Genomic DNA, 21548 nt, shown 5'->3' with positions numbered 1-21548 from the left:
GGTGAAGAGGTGGCCAGGGCGACGCCCGGCCAGATGAGGTGAGTAGGCCGACGGCCCGTCGTACGGGTCACCGGTGGGTGCCGGCTTCGTGACGCGACCGGCGGGTCGGACCGGTGGACCGTCTTGCGGTCAGCGGCGCTGGCCGCGCAGCCGGGTCAGCCAGGCGTCTTGGAGGCGGGCGAATGTCCCGTGCAGCGGTGCGCCGACGGGGCAGTGCCGGTCGTCGCAGCACACCGGGCAGCCCGCCTCGTGGGCGCGGTAGGCGTCGGCAGCGCGCTGGTAGCGCTGGTGCAACTCGTCAGCCACGACGGCCCTTTCGGGATGGTGCGGGTGCGGAATGGTGGAGATCGATGACCCGGTGGCCGGCCTCCCACGCCGCCGCGGCCGCCAGGGCAGCGGCCGCGAGCAGCATGCGGGTGACCGGGTGGGTCATCCCCCGGTGAAGCGCGGCCCGGGCGGCGCGGCGCTGCGCCGCCCGGGCCGCTGATATCCGGTGCGGCACGCTCAGCCGCGCCCGGTGGCCCGGCAGGCGTCGCAGACGCCGCCGTTCCAGTCCGGGAACCGCATCCGGCACACCGAGCACTGCCCGGATCCGGACTGAGCAGCCGCGTACGGGACCGGCGCCGGGTCGCTGCCTGCGGCCCGGACATGGCTGCGCACGCAGCGGCACCGCCAGTACGAGCAGATCGGGCACGCGTCCTCCGCGCCCTGCTCCGGCCGGGCCGGCCTGGGCAGGGACGGCGCGAAGGCCGGCCGGGAGAGGGTGAGAACCGGCTGCCGGGCGTGGCCGGGGGCCATCTCCTGCAGCGAGCGCCGCACCCGGCGGCCGGTCGCCGCGGCGCGCTGGTCGCCCTCGGCGACCAGGCCGGCCACTAGCTGGTGGAGCTGCTGGGTGTCGGTCTCATCGCGCTCCGGGCCGCGTGCGTCGTCCTCGCGCTCCATGTCCTTCAGCCAGCCGCCGCGCAGCGGGGCTGGCAGGGTCAGGGCGGGGGTGAGGGTGGTGGTCATGCCGCCGCCTTCCGGGAGGTCGTGGTGCTCGTGCGGGGGACGGCGACCAGGTGGTCGGAGGTGGTCCAGGCCGAGCCGACCGCGAACGGCTGGCCGTCCGGGCGCAGCACGTCGCGGACTACGAGCGCCCAGCGGGCGGTCCGGCCCAACAGGGCCCGGGCCTCAGCCGGGTCTCGGGTGAGCGACAGGACGGCGAACGCACCGTCCTGGTTCTGGTAGAGGGCGCCGACGGTCCGCGGGCCGATCTCGGCGTCCACGTCCGGCAGCACCGACGCCGCCGCGGTGGCGACCGAGCCGACGGGGGGCGGGGGGATGGGGTGTGACATGCTGATTCGCATGCGGGTCTGACCTTTCGGATCGAAGGTTGACCAGCACAGACAGCCTCCGGGGTGCGATCCCGGGGGCTGTCGTGCATCGGTAGAGCGGGAGTCCTCCGCGCTCTCCACCGCCCACCGACCGGTCCGAAGACGGGCGGTGGGCGACTGGCAGCGCGGGGCTGCAAAAAACAGGGGGCGCGGCCTCTGCCGCCGCGCTGCTCGCCTTGTGTGCTGAGAGGGAGGACGAGGTTCCCTCAGTCCCGACGCGGCTCCTCGCCTCGGCTGGGACCAGGGTGCCGAGGGTCTGGGAGTGTGTCGCGTCGTTCTCTTACGTCGTGGGGATGTCGGCCCTCCACGCTCTCCGTCAGTAATGAGCGCCCGGTTGGTACTGCACCGGGCCGCCCCCAGGAACTGAGCGCCTGACGGGTCATCGCGTGTGCCGACTGCCACCACCAGCGGTGATGGCGCCGCACGACGGGTTTCCACTCACCTCCGGCCGGTGTGGACACGGCCGGTACTGCGGTGGTGGATCACGCTGTGGAGTTCTCAAGGAACAGCCGCTGCCTTCTAGAGCCAGCCCAAGGGGCTGGATGTCCGGGCGGATGCTGTAGGGAGTCGCGCTTCCGGCTCCCACATCCGGCGCCGCCCGCGGGGGCGGTTCCGGGTGAGGGAGCCGGGTCCGAAGACCCGGCGGTGGTGCGGGAGGTCAGGCCGCGATCGGCAGAGAGGCCGCGGCGACCGGCCGCGTGATACGCAGCTGCGCGGCGTAGGGGCGGAGCACGTCGACCAGGCGTTCGCGCACCAGCTCGGTGGCGGTCGGGTCGGTGGCGACGATGTCGCGGGCGGCGAGCATCCGGTTCTCGCGGGCCTCGATCGCGGCGACGGCGGCGGTGATGTCCAGGCCGTCCAGCCGCTCGTGGGGGAGGAGGCCAGCCTCGTACAGCTCTAGCGGCGTACCGAATACGACATCCAGGACAACGTTGCCGAAGTCCGGGAGCTCCACCTCGATCGCCTCCAGGAGCGCGAGCGTCTCAGCACCGAAGTTCTCGGTGGCGAGGCTGGCGGAGGGGCGGGTGGTGGTGTTCATGAGGTGTTGCTCCTCTCGGAGATGCTGAGTTCGGGAGGCGTCCCGATGGCGTGTGGGCAGGGCGAAGCAGCACCTCTTCGGCGCCCCGCCCCTACCTCGTAGCAAGGTGCGGTTTAGTACAGCCAACCTCGTTAACGATGTCAATAGCCACGTTAACGAGGTACACTCTTTCGGTGGCGGCCTCACAAACCGGGGCATGCACCCTTGCCGGTTCCTCGATAGCCAGCGGCCGTAGGATCGCTAACGAGGTAGGGAGAGGTATGGCGACTGACACGGGCGAACAGCGGCCCAAGTACCAGCGGATTGCCGACGACCTGAAAGCGGCGATCGAGTCCGGCGAGTACGGCCCCGGCGATCGGCTGCCGGGGGAGAGCGCGCTTGCCGCCCAGTACGAAGTCGCTGTGCTTACCGCCCGCCAAGCGTTGAAGATCCTGCGGATCGAAGGCCTGGTGGAGACGAAGAAGGGTGCCGGCGCTCGAGTCATCGAGTTCCGCCCGATCCGACGTCACGGCATCCAGCGACTCGCACGCGAGCAGTGGGGCGCCGGCAAGTCCATCTGGTCCGCCGACGAGGAACGGCCGGTCACGATCGACGTCCGCGTGGACACCGTGGCCGCGCCCGCGCACATCGCCCGGATGCTGGACGTGGAAGGGAGCGCACTCGTCTGCGCTCGGTCCCGACGCTTCGTGCTTGCCGACAGGCCCGTCATGCTCGCGACCTCGTACCTGCCTCTCGGCCTGGCCGAAGGCACTGCGATCATGCGCGTGGACACCGGCGAGGGCGGCACGTACGCCCGGCTCGCTGAGCTCGGGCACGCACCCGCTCACTTCCGCGAAGAGATCCGGTGTCGGCTGCCCGTCGCCGAGGAGGCAGAAGGGCTGGCCATGCCCCTGGAGCGTCCGGTCATCAAGCTGTGCCGCACCGCCTTCGACGCTGGGCTTCAGGCCGTTGAAGTGAATGAGATGACCATGGACAGCGCGGCCTACGTACTGGAGTACGCGTTCGATGCCTGAGCGGTCCAACTCGCTCATCTTGCACCCCCTCATGACTGGTCGTCGTGTGGGGGCCATCACACTCGCGAGCGCTGCGCCGCAACATCACAAAGCCTTGTCGAAGCTCGTGCACGCCCGTGTTCACGGGTTTTCAACATCTGTGTACACATGGGTTTTGGGGCGCGAGCTCTAGGCTCGCGGCCATGACGATGACGGAGGGGCAGAGGGTGGGGAAGCAGCGCGCAGGGTGGAGGCCAGACCGGCTCCGGGAGCAGCGTGAGGCCCACGGCCTGACCCTGGAGAAGGCGGGCGAACGCCTTCGGGCGGTTGCCGAACAGGCGAAGCTCAAGGGCATCCCTGCCGCGAATCCTCAGACCCTGTGGCAGCACGAGCAGGGCGAGGTCTTCCCCGGCCCCCACTACCGACGGGCCTACTGCCTCCTCTACCGGGCCACCGAACCTGACTTGGGGTTCCGTACGGCCCTGCCCGGTGAGGAGTCCTCCTTCAAGCTCACGCCGCTGGACGACCACCTCAACGGATCACACGTCCTGGCTGTTGAGCGCGCTATTCACCGCATCGCGCCGGGCTCGGACGAGGCCGACCACTTCGACCTGCAGCAGCGGATCATCGACGCGTGGAAGCGTCGGCACACTGGCGGCGATCCTCACCGTCCGGTGCTCATCCTGGTCGGCGGCTTCGCCGGCAGTGGAAAGACCGAGCTCGCCCGCTTCTTCGTCCAGCTCACCGGCTGGCCGCTGCTCGACAAGGACCCACTCACCCGCCCACTTGTGGAACGCCTCCTGATCGCCCTGGGTGGCGATGCGAACGACCGGCACACCGACCTCTACCGCGAGCAGGTTCGGCCGGTGGAGTACGACTGCCTGATGCAGTCGGCCATGGCCAACATCAAGTGCGGCATCTCCACCGTGCTCACCGCGCCGTTCATTGCCGAGATGACCGACCCGACCTGGATGCAGCGCCTGACCAACCGGGCTGGCTCGATGGGCGTTGACGTCTTCCCCGTGTGGGTGCGTTGCGACGAAGAGTCGATGCGCGAGTACATCGGATTTCGCTCTGCGGCCCGGGACGCGTGGAAACTCCAGCGGTGGGATGAGTACATGGCCACGATCGACCTCGACCTGCGCCCGGCAGTACCGCACCTGGTCGTCGACAACCGACTGGGCACCGCGGTGACGCTAGCGGACCAGGCCCGGCAGGCGATGGGGGCGATGTAGTCGTGAAGCCGAAGCAGGGTGTGATCCTTTACGGCCCGCCGGCCTCGGGCAAGGACACCGTCACCACCGCGCTCAGCGACCTCGACCCCAGGTACGCGCAGTTCGCGCGGCTCAAGGTGGGGACGGGTAAGGCCATCGGCTACCGGATGGGCGCACCCGAGCAACTGCACGAGCTGGAGGCCGTAGGCGATGTCGTCTACGCAAACTCCCGGTACGGCAACACGTACGCGATCGACCGGCCCGGCGTCGACGCGGCGTTTGCGGCCGGGGTGCCCGTGGTGCACCTCGGACAGGTCGAGGGCATCCGCGCGCTGGTCGACGGCTACCCGGCCGACTGGTCAGTGGTGCTGCTGTGGTGCCCGCGTGAGGTGACCGAGCAGCGGTCGGCGGGGCGCGGCGATAGTGACACCACGGCGCGCCTGGCGGCGTGGGACGCGACCCGTGAGGACCTGGACGCACACCCGGGTGCGGTCTGGGACCTGACCATCGACACCACAGAGGCGTCCCCGCAGGATGCGGCGCGGCTTATCGACCAGCTGCTGGCGCAGCGGGCGGGAGCAGCAACGGCATGAACGTCGGCTACGGCTGGGCGAGCTGGTCAAGGGCGTCGGTGAGCGTGAGCTCGCCATCCTTGGCGTCGTTCCACCGTGCCAACGTGGACGCGGCCGCGCGCAGCATCTCCGGCGGAAGGCCGGCGGCCGCGAGCATGTCGGCGGCCTCCTCCAGCTCCGGGCCCCAGCGCCAGGCGCGCGCCGCCGTCTTGACTACGTACTCCGGTTGCGCGAGGTACGAGTCGGTGCGCCGGGAGGCGACCTCGATGAGCTCTTGGTCGACGCCGTGCTCGCGCGCGATGCCGACCGCGAGCGCCACCAGCACTCGGCTTGTCTTCTGGAATGCGGCGTACGACAGCTTCAGCGCGGACGCCTGCCCCACCTTCGTGCCCAGTACCGCCGTCCGGACGGCGGTGCCTGCGAACAGCGCTTCGATGTGCTCGGTCTCGCCGGCCGGGCCGGACAAGTACAAGGTCGGCGTCTTGCCGCGCACCGGCGGGGAGCCGACGACGCCGCCGTCTACGACGGTCGCGGCCGGTTCGAGCAGCGCGGCGATCCGCTGTGCCCGCTCGGGATTGATGGCGTTCGCCTCCACGTACACCCCGGCGAAGCGGTGCCCGGCGACGTCGCGGGCCAAGTCTTCGGCAGCCGCTGGCGGGCAGAGGCTGATGACGATGTCGCTGCGGTCTAGCAGTGCGGCCAGCTCGGCCACCGGTGTCAGGCCGAACCGCGCGGCACGCGCCGCAGACGCGGTGCTGCGCCCCATCTCACACCAGAGGACCGCAGCCGCGTTGGTCGTGGCGCAGGCGGCGACGGCAGCGCCCATGCTGCCGGGGTGGAGGATGCCGACGGTTGGCTTGGCCACGGTACTACTCCGTCTCGTTGAGCAGGATGGTGATGGCGTCGGTGACGTCGTCGACGACATGGTGCGCGGCCGGGAGTCCGTGGGGCCATGGTCGGCCGCGCAACCAGATGGTGCGCAGGCCGGCCTGATCTCCGCCACCGATGTCTCCGGCCGGGTTGTCGCCAATCATCCAGCCGCCGTCCGCGAGGCTGACGCCGCACCGGGAGGCCGCGAGCTCGAAGAGACGCAGGTCCGGCTTGCGGATCTCCAGGTCGCCCGAGACAGCGACGCCGTCGACCAGTTCGGTGAGGCCGGTCGCGGCAAGTTTGGCGCGCTGGATGTCGCCGGCGCCGTTGGTGATGATGCCGATCGTCCAGTCGGCCGCGCGCAGACGGGCCAGGCCCTCGAGGACCTCTGGCCGGCAGGTAACGGCGGCTGCCATCAGGTCGACGTAGTCCTGCCACAGCCACTCGGCAGGCTCGTTCAGCCCGAAGGTGGCGCGCAGGCGTGCGAAGTGGTTTGGGGTCGCCCGGTCGGACAGCGCGGTGAGGAGCCACTGCTCGACGGCTGGGTCGAAGGCCCGCGTTCGGCACAGCGCGGTGATGGCGGTGGTGAAGGCGTGCTGCCGGTCGACGAGCGTGCCATCCAGGTCGAAGAACGCGGGGCGGGTCACGGGCAAGAACCGTACCCAGTTGGCCTCGCGCTTCTCCATGCCGTCCGGTGTGTGAGCATGTGTCGGGCTCGCCCTCGACACGTCGTCACCTACCGTTACGCGGTGATGTGCTGGGGGAGTAGGGTGTCCCTGGACCTGATCGACGAGACGAGAAAAAGCCCCCTGGACCTTAGGCAAGTCCTGGGGGCTCTCGGCCAGGAGATCCTGGCCCGGCGAACCCCTTTAGTGAGAAAGGAGGTCGCGTGATGAAGGGTACCCGTACCCGCACGCGGACACACACCACCCCGCCGTTGAAGCGACCGTTGTATGTCGCTCCGGTGGGGTGCCCGCGTTCCGACAGCCGTATTACGACCAACCTGCTTCAGGGCTGTTTCTCCGGTCTGGGGCACTTCGACTTCCGTGCTGGTGGGCAGTACGGGCAGGGCTCCGCTCGGGAGGCCGGGACGTCGTAGTCGCTCGATGCGCGGCGGCCCTTCGGGGCCCGGAGCCGCCGGGACGCCCAGTTCCCGTGGTGTTGACGCACCTCGGCTGAGCGCCCCCTTCTGACACCGACCGGGTTAGCAGCCCCGGTCGAAGGGGTCGTCCGGACCGGTTAGCAGCCGGATCCGAACACTCGTACTGGTTCTCCCAGAACCACGAAGCACCCAAAGGGGCTTCGTCATGCCGTCTTGGCGATGCCTCCACGACAGGAGTCATTGTGCAGGACTGCCATGCCGTTTTCCAGCCCAGCTACGCCCGTTTGATCCGATTTCGTGTCGTCTGGGCACTGTCATTTACAGCACTCCCCGCCACCCCCATCCTCCTTCCGGACGCGCCGAGACCCTCGGCTAGTGCCGCAGCAGCGCCGGAACCCGCTCGCGCACGGTCCGGCCCGCACTCTTCCTCGTGCGTCCGGACAGGCCGGTGAGCACCGCGGCGGCCCCGGCCGCCGGGATGCTGCCCGCCCCGCCTCCACCGGCAGACGATGCCCCCCCGAGCGCAGCCGTGCTGCCCGTGCTGTTCGTACCGGAGGCGTCGCAGTGGCTTTCTATGTCAGCGGGCCGGATCGCGTCGGACGGCTACTCCTGGATGCAGGCGGTCCACTGGGTCGCCGGGTCCGGGCTCTACAAGCCGCGGCGGCATCGGTCGCACGGCCCGCGCTCGTTCGGGCCGACGACGGTGCGCATCGCCCAGGAGCTCGCGCAGCTGTTCCCGTGCCGTCCGGGGATCGACTACCTGGTGCGCCGCACCGGGCTGTCGGAGCGGTCGGTGGAGTACCACCTGGGGATGCTGCGGGAGGCCGGGCTGCTCGCGTACGTCGTGCGGGGCACCCGGGTCCGCGGTGCGGCGGCGCAGGCGTCGGAGTTCGCGCGGATGGTGCCGGTGGAGTTCGACGTGGCGCTGGGCGTGCGTACGGCTGGTGAGGGCACGGGGCGGCGGATGACGGGGCTCGCGGAGGCCGGCCGGAAGCTGATGGCGGCGCTGGCGAAGAAGGCGTCCCGCAAGGTCCGCAAGCGCCAGGCGAAGTCGTCCTCGAAGGCCCCGGCGAGGGGTGCCCGGAAGGGTGCTGACCAGGGCGCTTTGACGGCTGTTTCGGATAAGGTCCGTTGCACCCCAATGGGGGGTAGTTCCCGCAGTGTTTCTTCTGCGGGTACTACGTCCTTCCCCTCTGAGAGCAAGCTCGCAAGCGGGCAGAGCGATTCCCCCACCCCGAAGAAGGTCAAGCGAGGCCGCCGGAAGCGCAACGCGGTGGGGCGCCGTTTCCAGCTGGCCTCGGAGCTGATTCGCCAGGTGCCGTGGATGGGTCGCGCTGCGGTGCCCCGGATCGCCTGGATCCTCAAGGACATTGCTGACGCGGGCTGGACGGCCGATGAGGTGATTGCGTTCCTGGACTGCGGCGACGCCCCGGGCACCGTGCACCGGCCCTCGGGGTTCCTCGCTGGCCGGCTCAAGACCGCGACGGCTCAGTGGCCGCACGCCGAAGGCCGGGCCCGCGCCGTTCAGGCGTACCGGGACTCCCGGCGCGCGGAGAAGGCCCGCCACCAGGAGTGGGAGGGTGACTGGACGCCGCCGCGCAGTGAGTCCGTCCGCCGCCTGGTCGCCGATGCGTTCGCCCCTCAGCAGCCGCAGTACGACCTCCCGGGCGGTCAGCAGGACGCGGGCGAGGCCATCCCCGATGTGCCCGGCGAGGAAGAGCTCAAGGAGCTCCGGGCGGTGGCCTGGCAGGAGTTCATGCTCGGCAGGCCCGACCAGGTCGTCACGACGCTCGACGCCCTCGGCCCGGCTGCTGCTGAGCAGATCTACGGCGCTGACCTGGTGCGGCGTGTACGCAAGCTGATCAGCGGCACCTCCCTGATGACCGTCGGACGCCGGTAGGAGGCCGTGATGACCGAGACCCTGAACACCACCAGCACCAGCGAGCAGTCAGCTCCGGAGCTGTCGGGCGTCGATCTGGCCCGGGTGGCGCTGCACCAGGCGCGCGAGGCCGCCAAGGTCAAGCGCCGGATCGGGACGACGGTGCGGCGCGACGGCCCGGGAGCCGACGGGGTTCGCCGCCGTGCTGCAGGGCCTGATGGCCGACCGGGCCTGGGACGTCCCGGCCGCCGGCGGAAGCATCCTGGACCAGTGGCCGGACATCGCGGCCGCGCTCTCCCCGAAGCTGGCCTCGCACGTGACGGCGGTCGCCTTCCACGCGGAGACCGGACAGCTGGACCTGCGCCCGGACTCGCCCGCGTACGCGACGCAGCTGCGCCTGATCAGCTCCCGAATCGTTGCCGCGGCGAACGACGCGGTCGGCACCTAGGCGGTGCGCACCGTCCGCGTCCTGGCCGTGGGCGCGACGGCCCCGGCACCCCGTGAGGCGGTCGCAGCTCCGACGGCGGCGGCCGTGCCCGAGGCGCCGGTGTAGACCCGCGACATGGCCCCGTCCGGCTACCACCGCGCGCTCGCCGCCCACCAGGCCGTCCCGCGCGTCCAGCACGTCAGCTCGGGCGTCACCGAAGCGATCGAGCGACAGAACCAGGCGATGCGCGAACTCAGCCACCGCGCGTTCCCCGAGTTCGACGTCGTCCCGGACGATGCGCCGGCCCCGATCGAGCAGGCCCGCACCGAGGGCCGCCGCCGGGCCGACGTCCCCACGTCGCCGCGGTGCGCCGGGCCCGGGCAGAGCGCGCGGCGAGGGAGGCCGGGACGGCGGCCGCGGTCCCGCAGACGGCGCCGCTGGGCAGGACCGCGTGAGAAGAGGAAGGCTCGAGGTGTCAGGGGCGGCGGGCGAGGACGTCGTCGATGCGAGAGGCGTCGGCGACCCACGTCGCGGCGGCCGGCGCTACGAAGCCGAGCACGGTCTGGATGTCGTCCCGGCGGGCTTCGAGGGGCAGGTGCCGGATGCCCTCGTGGTGGGCGATGCGGTTGCGGAACTGGTGCAGCCGCTTGACCGGGTTCTCCACCGTGGTCAGGGCACGGTTGGGGGCGTGGGGAAAGGCGCCCGCGAGGTCGGGCCAGAGGCTGGTTTTGTACTGGCGGGCCAACAGGAAGCGCTAGAAGCCGAAGCTCAGCTCCGCGATGACCTTCCCGCGCGGCGTGGCCGCGGGGCCGCCCCGCCCGGCGCGCTCTTGGGCTTGGGCGATGTCGCCGCGGGCCTTGCCGGTGAGAGGGACCTGCCCGTCGATGTACCACTCGGTGGTGCGGCCCCGGCGCTGCTGGCGGGCGACAAGCCGTGCGTCCAGCGCGTTGCGCAGCATGATCTCCAGGTGCCCGAGCGGTTCGAAGAACGCCGCGGCAAGGTCGCTGTTCCACCGGTACATCGCGAGCGCGGTGGTGGAGTCACCGGCGCAGGCGGTCAGGCAGGGGTTCAGCCGGTCGGGGCTGATCAGTTCGATGACGGCCTTGTCGTCGGGCGGCTCGATGCTGTTGGGCGGCGTGCTGTGCATGGTGGGGCAATCGTAGGTACACTGGGCGGCGAAGACCCTGGAATCGTCCCTGGTAGCCCTCGAAAATGGGCAGGCCATACCCCCAGGGTTCAGACCTCAGACAAGGGCCGCCCGGGTTTCCCGGGCGGCCCTTGCGCTTTCTCGATCCCGGTGGTGCCGAGAAGACTGGCTGCCGGATGGAGCCGCAGCGCCTGGAGCGGACCTGCGAGGGGTGACGGGCCAGGTGCTGGTCTCCGGCTCTCGGGGCGGCCGTGCGGTATTCGGCCAGGTCCGATGGCTTCGTGCCATTCGTCAGCAACCCGCCTTTAACATCATGAGGGTGCCGCTACACAAGAAGGCTGGCGGCGACATACAGCCGTCCCTGGGGTGAATGCCAGTCGGTGGGGAGGCCGGGGCGGTTGGTGACCATCAACGTGGCGGTGCTGCTCGTAGTCGTCGTCATCTGGCGGCTGCGGCGGCGTACGGAGGCCCGCAGCCGCTTCGACGAGAAGCTGACCGTCATCATCGTCTTGGCGTTGGGCGTCCTGATCGCACCCACCCCGGTCGGCGAGGGGATCCTGAATGTCCTGGGGCAGCTGGCGAGCGGTGCCACGCAGGCCGGCCGATGAGCCAGCGTACGGGTGAATGCTGCGGACCACGGGCCTGCGGAGCGGGGGAGTGATGGCGGCACGTCGGCGGCGCCGGCGCTTGAAGAAGCAGACCCGCAGGCAGCTGCAGGTCTGGGGCGCGGTGGCGGCCGGCCTCGCTGTGGTGTGGGTGGCCGCGAGATTGTCGTCGGTGTGGCCCGTCCTGGTGACGGTGCTCGCCGCGGCCGCGCTGGGCGGGGCCGGCTGGGCGCTGCTGCGGGCGCACCGCCAGGCGGTCGGCCAAGACCGGGCGTGGCGGGCACAGGAGGAGGCCCGGGCGCGTGAGTTGTCCATGGCCCAGGTCGATGCCCTGACGTGGCAGGAGTTCGAGACGTACGTCGCGGAGCTGTGCCGGCGGGACGGCTGCCGGGAGGTCGTCGTCAGCGGCAAGAGCGGAGACCTGGGCGCGGACGTCGTCGGCTACTGGCCGATGGCCGCAAGCTGGTCATCCAGTGCAAGAAGTACGCGGCGCACCGGAGCGTGTCCTCGCAGGACATGCAGAAGTTCGTCGGCACCGCCCGCCTCGAGCACGGCGCGGACGTCGCCCTGTTCGTCACCACCTGCCGCGCGTTCACCAGGGAGGCGCTCGGCCTGGCGCTGCGCCAGGACATCGTGGCCCTGCACCGCGATCTGCTGGGCTCCTGGGCCAAAGGCGCTCACCTGGAGAGCCTGATCCCGCTGAACGGCAGCGGAGGCGGCACCAGGCGGCGCTCCTCTGTCTGACCGCGACATGCCTGCACTGCGGGGCGCCCCCGAGGCCGAGCGCACCGAGGCGGAGGCGGCGAGGCGGTGACCGAAGAGGCGCTGCCGCCCGGGGTACGCGAAGTCATCGCGGGCGTCGTCGATGCGGTGGGTGCCGGGGAGGATGCCGGCTTCGACCGGCTGCTGGAGCAACTGGTCCGCTCGGCAGGCCCGATGCGCGCCTACGAGCTGCACAGGCAGCTCGCCAAGGGCTGCGGGTCGCCGTAGAAGGTGGCGTGTAGGGCTGCGGCCAGCTCGCAGGCCCGGGCCTCGCCGTCGACGTCATGCAGCACGAAGTAGACGGGGCCGGCGGAGGAGTCCGCAACCAGACACTCGGCCGGTCCCGGGGCGGCCTGACCAGCAAGACCCACCTGGCCTGCGACGGGGCCGGCCGCCCGCTGGCGTTGTGCTGACCGGCGGGAACACCAATGACTGCACGCAGCTCACGGCATTGATGGAGGCGATACGGGTACCCCGCCTCGGTCCGGGCCGGCCGCCCACCAGGCCCGACCACGTGATCGGCGACAAGGGCTACAGCTCGACAGCCATCCGCACCTGCACACGACGCCCCTCGTTGGTTTACCGTCCGCTAATTGAGATGCAGCGCTCGCCTAATACTGACTCCATACAGTGCTGTATCTGATCTTGCTTCGCGTGTCCTGCGCGAAGCTCACATGCCGACCCAACAGCTTGTTAAGTAACGATACTTCGGTCACTTCAGGCGAGATTCTGGAATCGACTCAGATTGCGTCGGTGTTACTGCCAGCGACACGCGCTTCACGCCGGTGCGCAAATGCGCATAAATTAATGGTGGGGGACTGATCATGTTTTCTCTGACGCGGGCTCTGTGGTGCTCGAGGAGACAGAACCTTCCGTAGATCTTGCCGTCCAGCCTACGGCCGATGGGGGCGTCAGAGCGCTCGTCATGCTCAAGGAGTTGAGTGGGAGTCATATGTGATTGCGTTAGGCAGCGTTGATTACTTCGCCCCAATATAGTTGGATGCGGTTACATCGATAAGTACCGCATACCGGCCTCAATTGAGCCGCCCGGATAACTGTGCCGCGGTCGGATGCATGACATTGAGAGGTTAAGGGTCGTCCTCAAGAGCGCAGTGAAGGGCAAGCGCCTTAGCTCTGGTACCTGCTATCAGACTCGGCTTATTCCGAGGAACAGCAAGCCACGAAAGGCCAGTTCTGGAAACTGCGAGTGAGAGGCCGTAGCGGACCGCACGAAGCAGGCGGAAAATGCGAGGCTAATCGGGTACAGGCCGTGGCGTGTGCGGCGGCCGGGCAGCCGCGTGATTACCTCGCCGACTTCCGGTCCCCACCAGTCAGAGGGGACCGGATGGCGAGGAGGTGAAGATTGGCAATCATGAAGAGATATGATCTTGCATTACTGGCGCAATTCCTGCTGCGCTAACCGATTTGTGCACCTCACTCCGTGCACTCCCATGTCACTCCCATGTAGAGGAAATCTGATGACAAACACCCGGGCCCTGTCGAAGGCGGTGACGGGCATGGTGGTCGCCGCCGTGCTGGCCACCGCCGCCATCGCTCTGCTCGCTGTCGGCAGCGACACGTCCTCGGCGCTGCCGTCGGTCTTCTCCGCCGACCTGACCACCCAGTTCGGTGTCAGCGGCTACACCGCCAAGAAGATAGCCGACGCGGTCAGCAGCCCGTGGTCCATGGCGCTGAGCCTCGTGCTCGTCCCGGCCGGCCTCGGTGCCGCGGCGCTCACCATTCGTGCCACCTGGGCAGGGCTCGTCGCCAAGCTCGGTGCTAAGGCCGCCAAGGGCGCCATGATCACGTTCTGACCGGATGATCAATGGCCGCTGAGCAGTCAGCGCACGTCAGGTCTTCCACGGCCTGGGCAGGAATCACGAATTGCGAAGTACGGAAGAAGCGGGAACCGAGGAAGCATGGCGATCTGGACGCTCTGGCGGCTGGACCAGCGACGCCGCATACGCGTGTGGTGCGCGCGCTTTCCCGGTCTGCTGACGACGCCCGCCCGGGTCGTAACGGTGGTGGCCGCGACCGCGGCCACCACCCTGTTCATGGCCCTGGTGTGCGGCGCCGGTCTGTGGTATCTCACCGGTGCCGAGCGAGCCGGCACCAGGGTGTGGCTCGTCTGGGCCGGGTTGCTGGTCGTCAACGTGCTGGCCGGGTTCTCGATGCAGGCCGTACGGAACTCCATGCTGGTGCCCGATGCGGCGCTCCTGTGTCAACTGCCCTTGGCCCCGGTGCAGATCGCCGCCGCGAGGCTCCTCGCCCCTGCGGCTGTCTTCGCGGCCGGCACCTCACTAGTGCTTGGTGGCGCGGTTACCGCCGGGGCCGTACTCGCCGGGGCGCTCCCGGCCCCCGCTGCCCTGGACGTGGTCCTATGGGGTACGGCAGGCGTGGTGGGAGCCTCGGTCGTCGCGCGTTCCTGCGCCATGGTGCTATACCGGCTCGCGCTGCTGGCTCCTCCTACCTGGAATGGGCTCCTGATTCCACTGCTGGGTACTGGACGCTCACTTTTGCTGGCCGCCGCGGGCATTGCCGGGTTCAGCCGGTCGTTCCGGCCCGACGATGCGCTGGCCGCCGTCGGGCCGGGACGGGGTGGTTCCACGCTGCCGGTCGCCCTGGCCTCGGGCGGGCTGCTCGTCGCTGCCGCCATCACCGCGGCGATCGCGCTGTGGGCGGTGCGCCGACTCGATCCGTACACCGCCCAGCTGCGTATGGCCACCCCCGGGACCTGGCGCATACGCCGCCCCCTGCCACGTACCCAGCGTTCCGCCATCCTGGCCAAGGATGCCCGGGTGCTGATGCGCCGTGGTCCACAGGTGTGGGAGCTGCTCGCGGGGGCTGCCGTGGTCGTCCCTGCCGCGACAGCCTGCGTGGTGGCCGTGAAGGCCCTCGGCCCGTCCGCCGGTATGGGCCCCTTCGCCCAAGCCATGGTCACCATCATCACGGCCTCGATGCTCGGAACCGTACTGGCCATTCTCGGCGAAGTGCTCGCGCCTGTGGCGAGCATGGACTCCGAAGGACCGGCCGGTGATCTGCTGCGTACGGTCCCCGGCGCCCTCGACCGGCTGCGTGCGGTGCGCGCCGGCGGATATACCTTGGCTTCGACCGCAGTCGGCACCGTCCTCCTGATCATCGCGCAACTGCTCCTGGGGCTCCCTGCTTCCGCCGTTGTGGGTCTTGCGCCCGCCGTTCTCAGCTTCGCGGCCGTCGAAGCCGCCGTGCTCGTCGTCACCTCCGGAAACCACCCGGCGCCGCTACGTCCCGACGTCATGCTGCCGCGGCCCGAACCCCAGGTTCGCGCCGCCACCATGACGGCGACAGCTGTCATGGTCAGCATCACCGGTCCGATCGCCGCCGCGATCGGCTTCGTCGCCCCGGACAGCGGGTTCCTGGCCGTCCTGTGCTGTCTGATCGCCCTAGCGGTCGCCTACCCCGCAGGGGCAGCACTGCCCGGCCTGTGGTCCCACGAGAACGCCCGTGACACGCCCGTGGAGCCTGGGCGCCCCACGACCGCCGAGCCCGCAGCCCGCCTTGTGCCGGCTCCCCTAATCACGCCACGGAAGCCGATGCTCACCTTTGAATCAGTCACCGTCAGCTACCCGCAGGCAGACGCGCCCGCGCTGGACCGGGTTTCCCTCACCGTGACAGCGGGCGAGTGCGTTGTGCTGGGCGGCTCCAACGGCGCCGGAAAGTCGACCATTCTGCGCACGGCGGCGGGCCTCGCCGAACCGACCACGGGTGCGATACGCGTCGGCGGGCACCCCGCCGGCTCGACCGCAGCCCGCGCCCTTGTCGGCCAGGTGGCCGACAAGCCGCCGCTGTACGACGTCCTCAGCTCGACGGAGCACCTCGACTTCCTGTCCAAGCTATGGCGGATCGCGCCGGACACCACCGCGCTTATCGACGAATTCGGCCTCGAAGAGGTCGCCGAGCGTCCCGTACGCACGCTCTCGCTCGGACAACGGCAGCGCCTGGCACTCGCCCTGGCCACCCTGCACCGGCCCGGACTGCTTCTGCTCGACGAACCGTTCAACGGCCTCGACGCCGCCACGACTGCCTTCCTCTGTGGCCGACTGCGTGATCATCTCGCCAACGGCGGCGCTGTCCTCGTCGCCACGCACAGCTTCGTCCCGCTCGACGGACTGGCCACTCGCACCCTGCACGTCACCCGGGGACACATCACCGGCGAGCACCACGGCCCACGTGCCCTCGGCCAACTGCGCGAGGCACTGAATAACGACGTGCAAGCGCCGGGAGCGAGTCGGTGACAGGCGCCATACGGAGACACCGGCTCTCACTCAGCGTCGCGCTCGCCGCTGTTGTACTGTCCCTGCTCGCTGGCGGCGTCTGCGGTCGGCTACTCGGCGACACCGCCTCGTACGAAGGACTCCGTGAGCGCGGTGCCACAGACGTGTGGCTGCATAACACAGCCATCGCCCTCGCCACCATCGTCATCGGTCTGCTCACCCTTGGGCTGCTCGCGCTGGCCGCAGCCGTCGGCGGGTGGTTCATCAACGGCTACGCACTGGGTGCCTATCTGAGCAGTGGATATGGCGCGGGCGACCTGCTCATGCGGCTGCCGCACCTCGTCCCAGAACTCAGTGCTTTCGTCCTGATGACCGCTGTCGGGCTGTCCGGCGGCGTCCGCACCCTCGCCGCCGTACGCGACCGGTCGTTGCCGCCCCGCCGGACATGGATCCGCGACAGCACGGTGCTCGCCGGGACCGGGCTGCTCCTCCTCGTACCCGCCGCAGTGCTTGAGGCCAGCGAGGCCTTCACACCATAGAACCGCACCCAGGAGGACTCTGTTGCACGACAATCACACTCGGCCGGTCCGAGGCGGCATCGCAGCCCTCGGTCTGCTGCTGCCGTCGGCCGGATCCCTTATCGCTCTGATCGTGCTGCCCGGCCTGTACGGGTACGGCACCGTGCTCCTTCTCATCGGCATCGGCCTGGCAGTGAGTTCCGTGCTACTCCCGACCACCCAGCGCACACTCGCACGGGTGATCATCGCGGCCTTCCTGCTGGTGGGCCTTACCGTGATTGTCGTAGGGGTAACCCGGTGACAGCTGCCTTTCCCATACGGCTGGGAGCTGAACCCGGCACGGCTGAGCAGAAGGCACCGCAGCCATGGCTGGTGCTAGCCGCGCCCGGTGCGGTGTTCCAAGCCGTGGCGGAAGGTGCCCGGCCCCGACGCGCGTTGCGCGCACTGCTGCTCATGCTGCCGCTCATGCCGCTCATCTTCGCCGTGGTGGTCCACGACAGCATTCGTACGACCCTGCTGGAGGATCCCGCTCTCGTCGACCGTGCAGGGGCGGCTGGCTACCTGGCCGTGCTGGCGGGGCTCGTGATATGTCTAGTGCAGGTGGCCATGATGGTCGCCAATTACGCGCTCTTCGCAGTGTCCGTGCGCCTCGTCGGCCGGGTGCGCGCCACCCACCGCACGCTTATCGCACTATGGGCGTACGCCGCCTTCCCTCTGGTCCTGCGGCAGATCTGCTACGCCATAGTCGTCGCCGTGATGGGCCCCGACTGGGTGGTGGCGCATGCGAGCCTCATCGGCACCGTCGACCCCTTCCTGATCGCGGTCGCCATACTGTTCTTCCTCGGCTGCCGCAAGGCGCTCGGGCTGAGCAGGGCACGTTCTGCCGTCGTCACCGTGCTCACCACCCTGATCGGTCTGGTCGGCGTATTCCTGTCGGGCGTGAGCCTGTGAACGCCCACGCCGTAGTCCTCGACGACATTTGCATGAAGCTCGGCGGCCGGGCAGTACTGGACTCCGTGAGTCTGTGTCTGCCCCGGGGCCAGGTCACCGGCCTTATCGGCGCCAACGGCGCCGGAAAGTCCACCCTGATACGCGTCCTGCTCGGGCTGTTGCGACCGCAGCACGGCGACGGCAGCGTACTCGGACATCCGCTCGGCCATCCCGATGCGTATCTGCCGCGGGTGGGCGCGCTCATCGACGGGCCCGCCGCCGACCCGGCGCTGACGGGCCGAGCCAACCTCAGCGTCCTGGCGAGGCTCGCGGGGGTCCCCGACTCCCGCGTCGACCAGCTTCTTGACGAGGTAGGGCTGACGGACGCCGCGCGGCGCAGGGTACGCGGCTACTCCCTCGGCATGCGGCAGCGGCTGGGAATCGCGGGCGCCCTCCTGAAGGACCCCGACCTGCTCCTTTTGGACGAGCCCACCAACGGGCTCGACCCGTTCGCGACGGCTCAACTTCTCGACCTAGTACGGGAACGTGCCGGGCGAGGTCAGACCGCCGTCATCACCAGCCATGTCCTTGCCAACCTCGAAACAGTCTGCGACCAATTCCTCCTCGTCGAGAACGGACGCGTCCGGAAGCTGCACCGGGCCGCAGGCGGACTGCGGATCACCCCCGCGGACCCGACGCAACTCGCCACCGTGGCGCGTACTGCGGAGGAACTGGGGCTGAAGGCCACCATCCACAACGCGTACGTCATTGTCGACACCGACCCTGAACGGGCACCCGGTATCACCCGAGCGCTGGTCACCGCCGGCATCGATGTCCGTGAAGTGACCGAACAACACACCGGCCTGCACCAGGCGTTCGCCACATCGGCGTCTGTGGCCCAGAGAGAGCGGCCATGAGCAGCACCAGCCCCGGCATCGGCGGGCGCCGTATCGGCGTACTGACGGCGGAACTGGCCCGCCTCAAGCGTCCCTCCCCCATCATCACCGCAGCGTGCGTGATCACCGCCACCGCGGCCCTGGGTAGCCTCCTCGCGCTGCTCCTTCCGGGACAGGCCGGGGGCGACGCTGCGTCGACGGACGCCGGAGCCGCCCGGATCCCGATGGACCTGGCAATGCTCGCCCAGCCGGACGGGGCCGTCGCAGCGCTACGCATGCTGGCTCCTCAGATCGGCATCGTGGCGTACTGCCAGTTCACGCTCTCCACCGGCCGTGACCTCACCCATGGCACCACCCGATACCTGCGCATCCAGGGCCCATCGGGGTACCGCATCCACGTGGGCCGCCTCCTCGTACTCGGGGCGCTGACGACCGCGACCATCGGGGCCGCGCTGCTGGTCTCGGCCATCGCAACCGCGGTCGCGATGGCCGCACGCGGAACGGAGCTGCACCACTGGGCCACCGCAGCCGCGCTTACCGGAGCGCTCCAGCAATGGGCCGGTGCCGCCCTAGCTGCCTGTTGTCTCGGCGCGCTCGGCTCGTTCGTGGCACTCGCCACCCGATCCGGCGGAGCAGCGATCGGTATCGGGCTGGTCGCGCTGCTGGTCTTCGATCCGCTGCTGTCCATCTGGGAACCGTTGCGCGGCAGAACCCCCGGGGCCCTGCTCAACAATGTCGCATGGTGCGCGCCGGACAGCGGCCTGGCAGCCCTCGCCGTCGTCACAGCAACCCTGCTCGCGGGTTGGGCAGGGACAGCTCTCTACGGATGGCAGAGCAGTCGTATCTAACGAGTTCGTGCGCGGTAAGCGCTGGTACGTCGAGGCTGTGGTCTTTGATCATGGTCTGTGTGGTGGGGAACCGGGCACGTGCGGCGATCGTCCGAAGTCGACAGATCACGGTGCTGACGTCCGACGTGATCCTGCGATTCTCGCGGGGGTGCGGTGCGGGTGGCGGTGGGGGCCGTGCCCGCACCGCGCGGTCAGGGCCCGGGCCAGGGGTAGCGGCGGGCCAGAATCGCCCACTCCTCGTCCGTCCGGCCGGGTACGGCCCGGCCGGACGCCTCCCACCGCTTGGCGAGCTCAGTGAAGATCGGCTCCAGCTCGGCGCGCGGAACCGTTTCACTGCCGTTTCGCTGCACGCCGATGGCCGGCGTGAGCCGCATCGTTGTGGTCACGACGGGTTCAACGCCGTCCGGGCGGTTCGGGTCACTCACGCGGACGGCCGACGTTGCGGAGGGCGGCGCGGGCCTGTTCGGCGGTGAGGAGCAGGTTGAAATCGTGGAAGGCGGTGTCCAGGACCGCGTCGGGGGGTGGTCGCCTGGCCCTCGGGCGCGCGACGGACAGCGAGCTGGGCGGTGCCGCGGGCGACAATCCGCTCGCGTCCGGCGTCGTCGAGAGTGTCGTCAGTGAGCGCGGCCAGGACCTGCCGCCACACCGCCGTCACCGCCCTCGCCAGCGCGGTACTGGGTAGCGGCACCGCAGTGCTGCTCCGCAGCATCCCAGACCTCGCGCCCTACGCCACCGGCTGGGTGCTGCTGCCACCGGCCGACGCCACGCTGCTCCTCTTCGGCCTGACCGTGCTGGTCGTAGCGATCGGGTCAGTCATCCCGGCGCGCAGAGCCGCGAAGATGCCCCCCCACAGATGCGATGAAGGACTGGTGAGCCACCCATGCCGTACCTGACGATACGCAAGCCCCACTCTCGGCCCGGCCGTCCCGCCCGTGTGACCCGCCTCCTGGCCGCCTTCACTTTCGCGGCCGCGCTCACCACTGCTTGTTCCGGCCCTGGGGGAGTGGACCTGGGCCACGACTGGAAGCGAGCCTCGACCTTCGCGCTCGCCAAAGTGGACGGCTTGGTGACGGTGGTCGGAATCAACCCGGAGAAACCTGAGGCGCAGAGCCTGGTCGTCGTTCCCCAGCAGGCCGACGACGACGATGCCGTCAGTCCGCACATCGCCCACCTCGCCGACGGCCGCTGGATCCTCACCGTTCCGCGCAAGAACGGCAAGCCGGACCGACGCTACGAGATCAACCGTTCAGAGCACACCCTCGATGCCCTGACCGGTGATGAACGACTGTCCCGCACACTGCCCGGCAGCAGTCTGCTGGCGGAGGTCGCAGGGCTGCCCGATGGCAAGTCGCCAAGCGGCGAACCCGAATCCAGCGTGCTGGTCAAGAACCCGAACGGCTGGACCACCACACGCAAACTCAAAATCCCCGGCACCATCGACTTCGCGGCATCCGACTCCGCCTCGGACACCATCTGCCTGGGCAGTAGCTCGAACAGCGCCACCAAGGTCTCCACCGTGAACCTGGCCGACGGCAGCATCAACTTCGCACCCGTCCCGGCGGGACTGACTGTCGGAGGCCTCGCCTGCCCCGCAGGCCACCCGGTCATCGCCGGCTCCCCGGCCCGCGGCACGGCCGATGAGGTCAGCGTGGCCCTCACCCGTCACCCCGCAGCAACGGCGATCACGGTGGACGGCGGCCGACTGGACGCCATCGCAGCCACGCACTCATCGCTCGTGATCGCGGCCGCCCAAGGCAACGACACCGAACTCGTCGAGGTCAACGCCGCCACCGGCCAGGAACTCCACCGCGCCCGCATCAAGGATCTCGCCGCGTCCCTGAACATCACCCACACCGCGTCGGGCTGGCTCGTCTACGCAGAGGACACAGTCACGCGCGTGAACCTGACCACCGGCAAGACCAGGCAGTTCGCCCTCCCCGGCCCCTTGCTCGCCTCCTGACCGCCACCCTGCCCCCTGACCACGCCGCCCGCTCGTCGACGCTCAGGAGGCCGGCGCGGTGGCCGTCGTCTCTTCATGAGCTTCGGCCCGGAATCTTCCCCTAAGGTCGGGTCGCCGGCGCCGGCCTCCTGAGCGTCGACGAGCGGGCGGCGTGGTCAGGG

General features: G+C 69.7%; 26 protein-coding genes and 2 pseudogenes. 19 read left to right on the top strand and 9 right to left on the bottom strand.

Features of this window, described 5'->3' with window-relative positions; all coding sequences use genetic code 11:
- Nucleotides 1-129: 129 nt before the first annotated feature.
- Entirely contained in the window at nt 130-306 is a 177-nt protein-coding gene (locus C6N75_RS30560; protein WP_181160406.1) for a hypothetical protein, read from the bottom strand.
- A gap of 31 nt (nt 307-337) precedes the next feature.
- On the opposite strand from C6N75_RS30560, the gene C6N75_RS30555 reads away from it, so the two are divergent.
- The gene (locus tag C6N75_RS30555; RefSeq protein WP_181160405.1) at nt 338-487 is read left to right on the top strand and encodes a hypothetical protein; all 150 of its coding nucleotides are present in this window, start codon (nt 338-340) and stop codon (nt 485-487) included.
- A gap of 17 nt (nt 488-504) precedes the next feature.
- Here C6N75_RS30555 and C6N75_RS08470 read toward each other — a convergent pair whose 3' ends face one another.
- From C6N75_RS08470 to C6N75_RS08460, 3 genes are all read right to left on the bottom strand, one after another.
- Nucleotides 505-1008: a hypothetical protein gene (locus tag C6N75_RS08470; protein WP_105868238.1), complete on the bottom strand. Its 504-nt coding sequence runs from the start codon at nt 1006-1008 to the stop codon at nt 505-507.
- Nucleotides 1005-1334: a hypothetical protein gene (locus C6N75_RS08465; protein ID WP_258177291.1), complete on the bottom strand. Its 330-nt coding sequence runs from the start codon at nt 1332-1334 to the stop codon at nt 1005-1007. Before C6N75_RS08465 ends, C6N75_RS08470 begins: the two co-directional genes overlap by 4 nt.
- A 697-nt stretch (nt 1335-2031) precedes the next feature.
- On the bottom strand, nt 2032-2412 hold the full coding sequence (locus tag C6N75_RS08460; RefSeq protein WP_105868237.1) for a hypothetical protein: 381 nt from the start codon (nt 2410-2412) through the stop codon (nt 2032-2034).
- Nucleotides 2413-2672: 260 nt separating this feature from the next.
- Between C6N75_RS08460 and C6N75_RS08455 the strand changes: the two genes are divergently transcribed.
- The 3 genes from C6N75_RS08455 (at nt 2673) to C6N75_RS08445 (ending at nt 5211) form a co-directional block, all read left to right on the top strand.
- The gene (locus C6N75_RS08455) at nt 2673-3425 is read left to right on the top strand and encodes a GntR family transcriptional regulator (protein ID WP_105868236.1); all 753 of its coding nucleotides are present in this window, start codon (nt 2673-2675) and stop codon (nt 3423-3425) included.
- A gap of 182 nt (nt 3426-3607) precedes the next feature.
- Nucleotides 3608-4639: an AAA family ATPase gene (locus C6N75_RS08450; RefSeq protein WP_181160404.1), complete on the top strand. Its 1032-nt coding sequence runs from the start codon at nt 3608-3610 to the stop codon at nt 4637-4639.
- 2 nt (nt 4640-4641) lie between these two features.
- Nucleotides 4642-5211, top strand: coding sequence for a phosphotransferase-like protein (locus tag C6N75_RS08445; RefSeq protein WP_105868235.1), 570 nt, complete (start codon nt 4642-4644; stop codon nt 5209-5211).
- 7 nt (nt 5212-5218) lie between these two features.
- Here C6N75_RS08445 and C6N75_RS08440 read toward each other — a convergent pair whose 3' ends face one another.
- Both C6N75_RS08440 and C6N75_RS08435 read right to left on the bottom strand, forming a co-directional pair.
- Nucleotides 5219-6055 carry a DUF1932 domain-containing protein gene (locus tag C6N75_RS08440; RefSeq protein WP_105868234.1) on the bottom strand — a complete coding sequence of 279 codons (837 nt, stop codon included), beginning with the start codon at nt 6053-6055 and terminating at the stop codon, nt 5219-5221.
- A gap of 4 nt (nt 6056-6059) precedes the next feature.
- Complete coding sequence (locus C6N75_RS08435) at nt 6060-6746, bottom strand: HAD family hydrolase (protein WP_105868233.1); 687 nt, start codon at nt 6744-6746, stop codon at nt 6060-6062.
- A gap of 945 nt (nt 6747-7691) precedes the next feature.
- Here C6N75_RS08435 and C6N75_RS08430 point away from each other — a divergent pair.
- Entirely contained in the window at nt 7692-9062 is a 1371-nt protein-coding gene (locus C6N75_RS08430; RefSeq protein ID WP_258177290.1) for a helix-turn-helix domain-containing protein, read from the top strand.
- Between the two features lie 181 nt (nt 9063-9243).
- Nucleotides 9244-9489: a DciA family protein gene (locus tag C6N75_RS32080; RefSeq protein ID WP_322888036.1), complete on the top strand. Its 246-nt coding sequence runs from the start codon at nt 9244-9246 to the stop codon at nt 9487-9489.
- A 454-nt stretch (nt 9490-9943) separates the two neighbouring features.
- Here C6N75_RS32080 and C6N75_RS31445 read toward each other — a convergent pair whose 3' ends face one another.
- Nucleotides 9944-10213: a hypothetical protein gene (locus tag C6N75_RS31445; RefSeq protein ID WP_258177289.1), complete on the bottom strand. Its 270-nt coding sequence runs from the start codon at nt 10211-10213 to the stop codon at nt 9944-9946.
- 9 nt (nt 10214-10222) lie between these two features.
- Nucleotides 10223-10615, bottom strand: a complete 393-nt coding sequence (locus tag C6N75_RS31440) for a hypothetical protein (RefSeq protein WP_258177288.1) — start codon at nt 10613-10615, stop codon at nt 10223-10225.
- A 398-nt stretch (nt 10616-11013) separates the two neighbouring features.
- Between C6N75_RS31440 and C6N75_RS08415 the strand changes: the two genes are divergently transcribed.
- From C6N75_RS08415 to C6N75_RS08375, 11 genes and pseudogenes are all read left to right on the top strand, one after another.
- Entirely contained in the window at nt 11014-11223 is a 210-nt protein-coding gene (locus C6N75_RS08415; RefSeq protein ID WP_105868232.1) for a hypothetical protein, read from the top strand.
- Between the two features lie 52 nt (nt 11224-11275).
- Nucleotides 11276-11964: pseudogene (locus tag C6N75_RS08410) on the top strand (restriction endonuclease).
- Between the two features lie 66 nt (nt 11965-12030).
- The gene (locus tag C6N75_RS30550; RefSeq protein ID WP_105868231.1) at nt 12031-12210 is read left to right on the top strand and encodes a hypothetical protein; all 180 of its coding nucleotides are present in this window, start codon (nt 12031-12033) and stop codon (nt 12208-12210) included.
- A 98-nt stretch (nt 12211-12308) separates the two neighbouring features.
- A pseudogene (locus C6N75_RS31435) lies at nt 12309-12550 on the top strand (transposase); the annotation flags it as partial.
- Between the two features lie 910 nt (nt 12551-13460).
- Entirely contained in the window at nt 13461-13796 is a 336-nt protein-coding gene (locus C6N75_RS08400; protein WP_105868230.1) for a hypothetical protein, read from the top strand.
- A 105-nt stretch (nt 13797-13901) separates the two neighbouring features.
- A complete protein-coding gene (ccmA, locus tag C6N75_RS08395; RefSeq protein ID WP_105868229.1) occupies nt 13902-16256 on the top strand; it encodes a heme ABC exporter ATP-binding protein CcmA in 2355 nt (784 codons plus the stop codon).
- Nucleotides 16253-16774 carry a stage II sporulation protein M gene (locus tag C6N75_RS08390; RefSeq protein WP_105868228.1) on the top strand — a complete coding sequence of 174 codons (522 nt, stop codon included), beginning with the start codon at nt 16253-16255 and terminating at the stop codon, nt 16772-16774. Before ccmA ends, C6N75_RS08390 begins: the two co-directional genes overlap by 4 nt.
- Before the next feature lie 22 nt (nt 16775-16796).
- Entirely contained in the window at nt 16797-17054 is a 258-nt protein-coding gene (locus tag C6N75_RS30540; protein WP_105868227.1) for a hypothetical protein, read from the top strand.
- The gene (locus tag C6N75_RS29965) at nt 17051-17704 is read left to right on the top strand and encodes a YIP1 family protein (protein ID WP_181160401.1); all 654 of its coding nucleotides are present in this window, start codon (nt 17051-17053) and stop codon (nt 17702-17704) included. The genes C6N75_RS30540 and C6N75_RS29965 overlap by 4 nt, the downstream gene beginning before the upstream one ends.
- Before the next feature lie 32 nt (nt 17705-17736).
- Nucleotides 17737-18600: an ATP-binding cassette domain-containing protein gene (locus C6N75_RS29960; RefSeq protein ID WP_146132509.1), complete on the top strand. Its 864-nt coding sequence runs from the start codon at nt 17737-17739 to the stop codon at nt 18598-18600.
- Nucleotides 18597-19427 (top strand): hypothetical protein, encoded by an 831-nt coding sequence (locus C6N75_RS08375; RefSeq protein ID WP_105868226.1) that lies wholly within the window; start codon nt 18597-18599, stop codon nt 19425-19427. Before C6N75_RS29960 ends, C6N75_RS08375 begins: the two co-directional genes overlap by 4 nt.
- A 191-nt stretch (nt 19428-19618) precedes the next feature.
- On the opposite strand, the gene C6N75_RS08370 is transcribed toward C6N75_RS08375, so the two are convergent.
- The gene (locus C6N75_RS08370) at nt 19619-19813 is read right to left on the bottom strand and encodes a hypothetical protein (protein ID WP_105868225.1); all 195 of its coding nucleotides are present in this window, start codon (nt 19811-19813) and stop codon (nt 19619-19621) included.
- Nucleotides 19814-20044: 231 nt separating this feature from the next.
- On the opposite strand from C6N75_RS08370, the gene C6N75_RS30535 reads away from it, so the two are divergent.
- Together C6N75_RS30535 and C6N75_RS08365 are read left to right on the top strand one after the other, a co-directional pair.
- The gene (locus C6N75_RS30535; protein WP_181160407.1) at nt 20045-20320 is read left to right on the top strand and encodes an ABC transporter permease family protein; all 276 of its coding nucleotides are present in this window, start codon (nt 20045-20047) and stop codon (nt 20318-20320) included.
- A gap of 110 nt (nt 20321-20430) precedes the next feature.
- A complete protein-coding gene (locus C6N75_RS08365) occupies nt 20431-21387 on the top strand; it encodes a hypothetical protein (protein ID WP_105868224.1) in 957 nt (318 codons plus the stop codon).
- Nucleotides 21388-21548: the final 161 nt, after the last annotated feature.

This window comes from Streptomyces solincola (genome assembly GCF_002982015.1).
GTDB classification, from domain to species: Bacteria; Actinomycetota; Actinomycetes; order Streptomycetales; family Streptomycetaceae; genus Streptomyces; species Streptomyces solincola.
The sequence above is the reverse complement of the archived record's forward strand: the minus strand, read 5'-3'. Positions and strand labels throughout refer to the sequence as shown.

Excerpts from the sequence above, each read along its gene's own strand:
- ccmA (WP_105868229.1), top strand. The coding sequence starts at position 13,902 with ATGGCGATCTGGACGCTCTGGCGGCTGGACCAGCGACGCCGCATACGC.
- C6N75_RS08450 (WP_181160404.1), top strand. The coding sequence starts at position 3,608 with ATGACGATGACGGAGGGGCAGAGGGTGGGGAAGCAGCGCGCAGGGTGG.
- C6N75_RS29960 (WP_146132509.1), top strand. The coding sequence starts at position 17,737 with ATGAAGCTCGGCGGCCGGGCAGTACTGGACTCCGTGAGTCTGTGTCTG.
- C6N75_RS31440 (WP_258177288.1), bottom strand. The coding sequence starts at position 10,615 with ATGCACAGCACGCCGCCCAACAGCATCGAGCCGCCCGACGACAAGGCC.
- C6N75_RS08470 (WP_105868238.1), bottom strand. The coding sequence starts at position 1,008 with ATGACCACCACCCTCACCCCCGCCCTGACCCTGCCAGCCCCGCTGCGC.
- C6N75_RS08460 (WP_105868237.1), bottom strand. The coding sequence starts at position 2,412 with ATGAACACCACCACCCGCCCCTCCGCCAGCCTCGCCACCGAGAACTTC.
- C6N75_RS08435 (WP_105868233.1), bottom strand. The coding sequence starts at position 6,746 with ATGGAGAAGCGCGAGGCCAACTGGGTACGGTTCTTGCCCGTGACCCGC.
- C6N75_RS08400 (WP_105868230.1), top strand. The coding sequence starts at position 13,461 with ATGACAAACACCCGGGCCCTGTCGAAGGCGGTGACGGGCATGGTGGTC.
- C6N75_RS08375 (WP_105868226.1), top strand. The coding sequence starts at position 18,597 with ATGAGCAGCACCAGCCCCGGCATCGGCGGGCGCCGTATCGGCGTACTG.
- C6N75_RS30555 (WP_181160405.1), top strand. The coding sequence starts at position 338 with ATGGTGGAGATCGATGACCCGGTGGCCGGCCTCCCACGCCGCCGCGGC.
- C6N75_RS08465 (WP_258177291.1), bottom strand. The coding sequence starts at position 1,334 with ATGTCACACCCCATCCCCCCGCCCCCCGTCGGCTCGGTCGCCACCGCG.
- C6N75_RS08455 (WP_105868236.1), top strand. The coding sequence starts at position 2,673 with ATGGCGACTGACACGGGCGAACAGCGGCCCAAGTACCAGCGGATTGCC.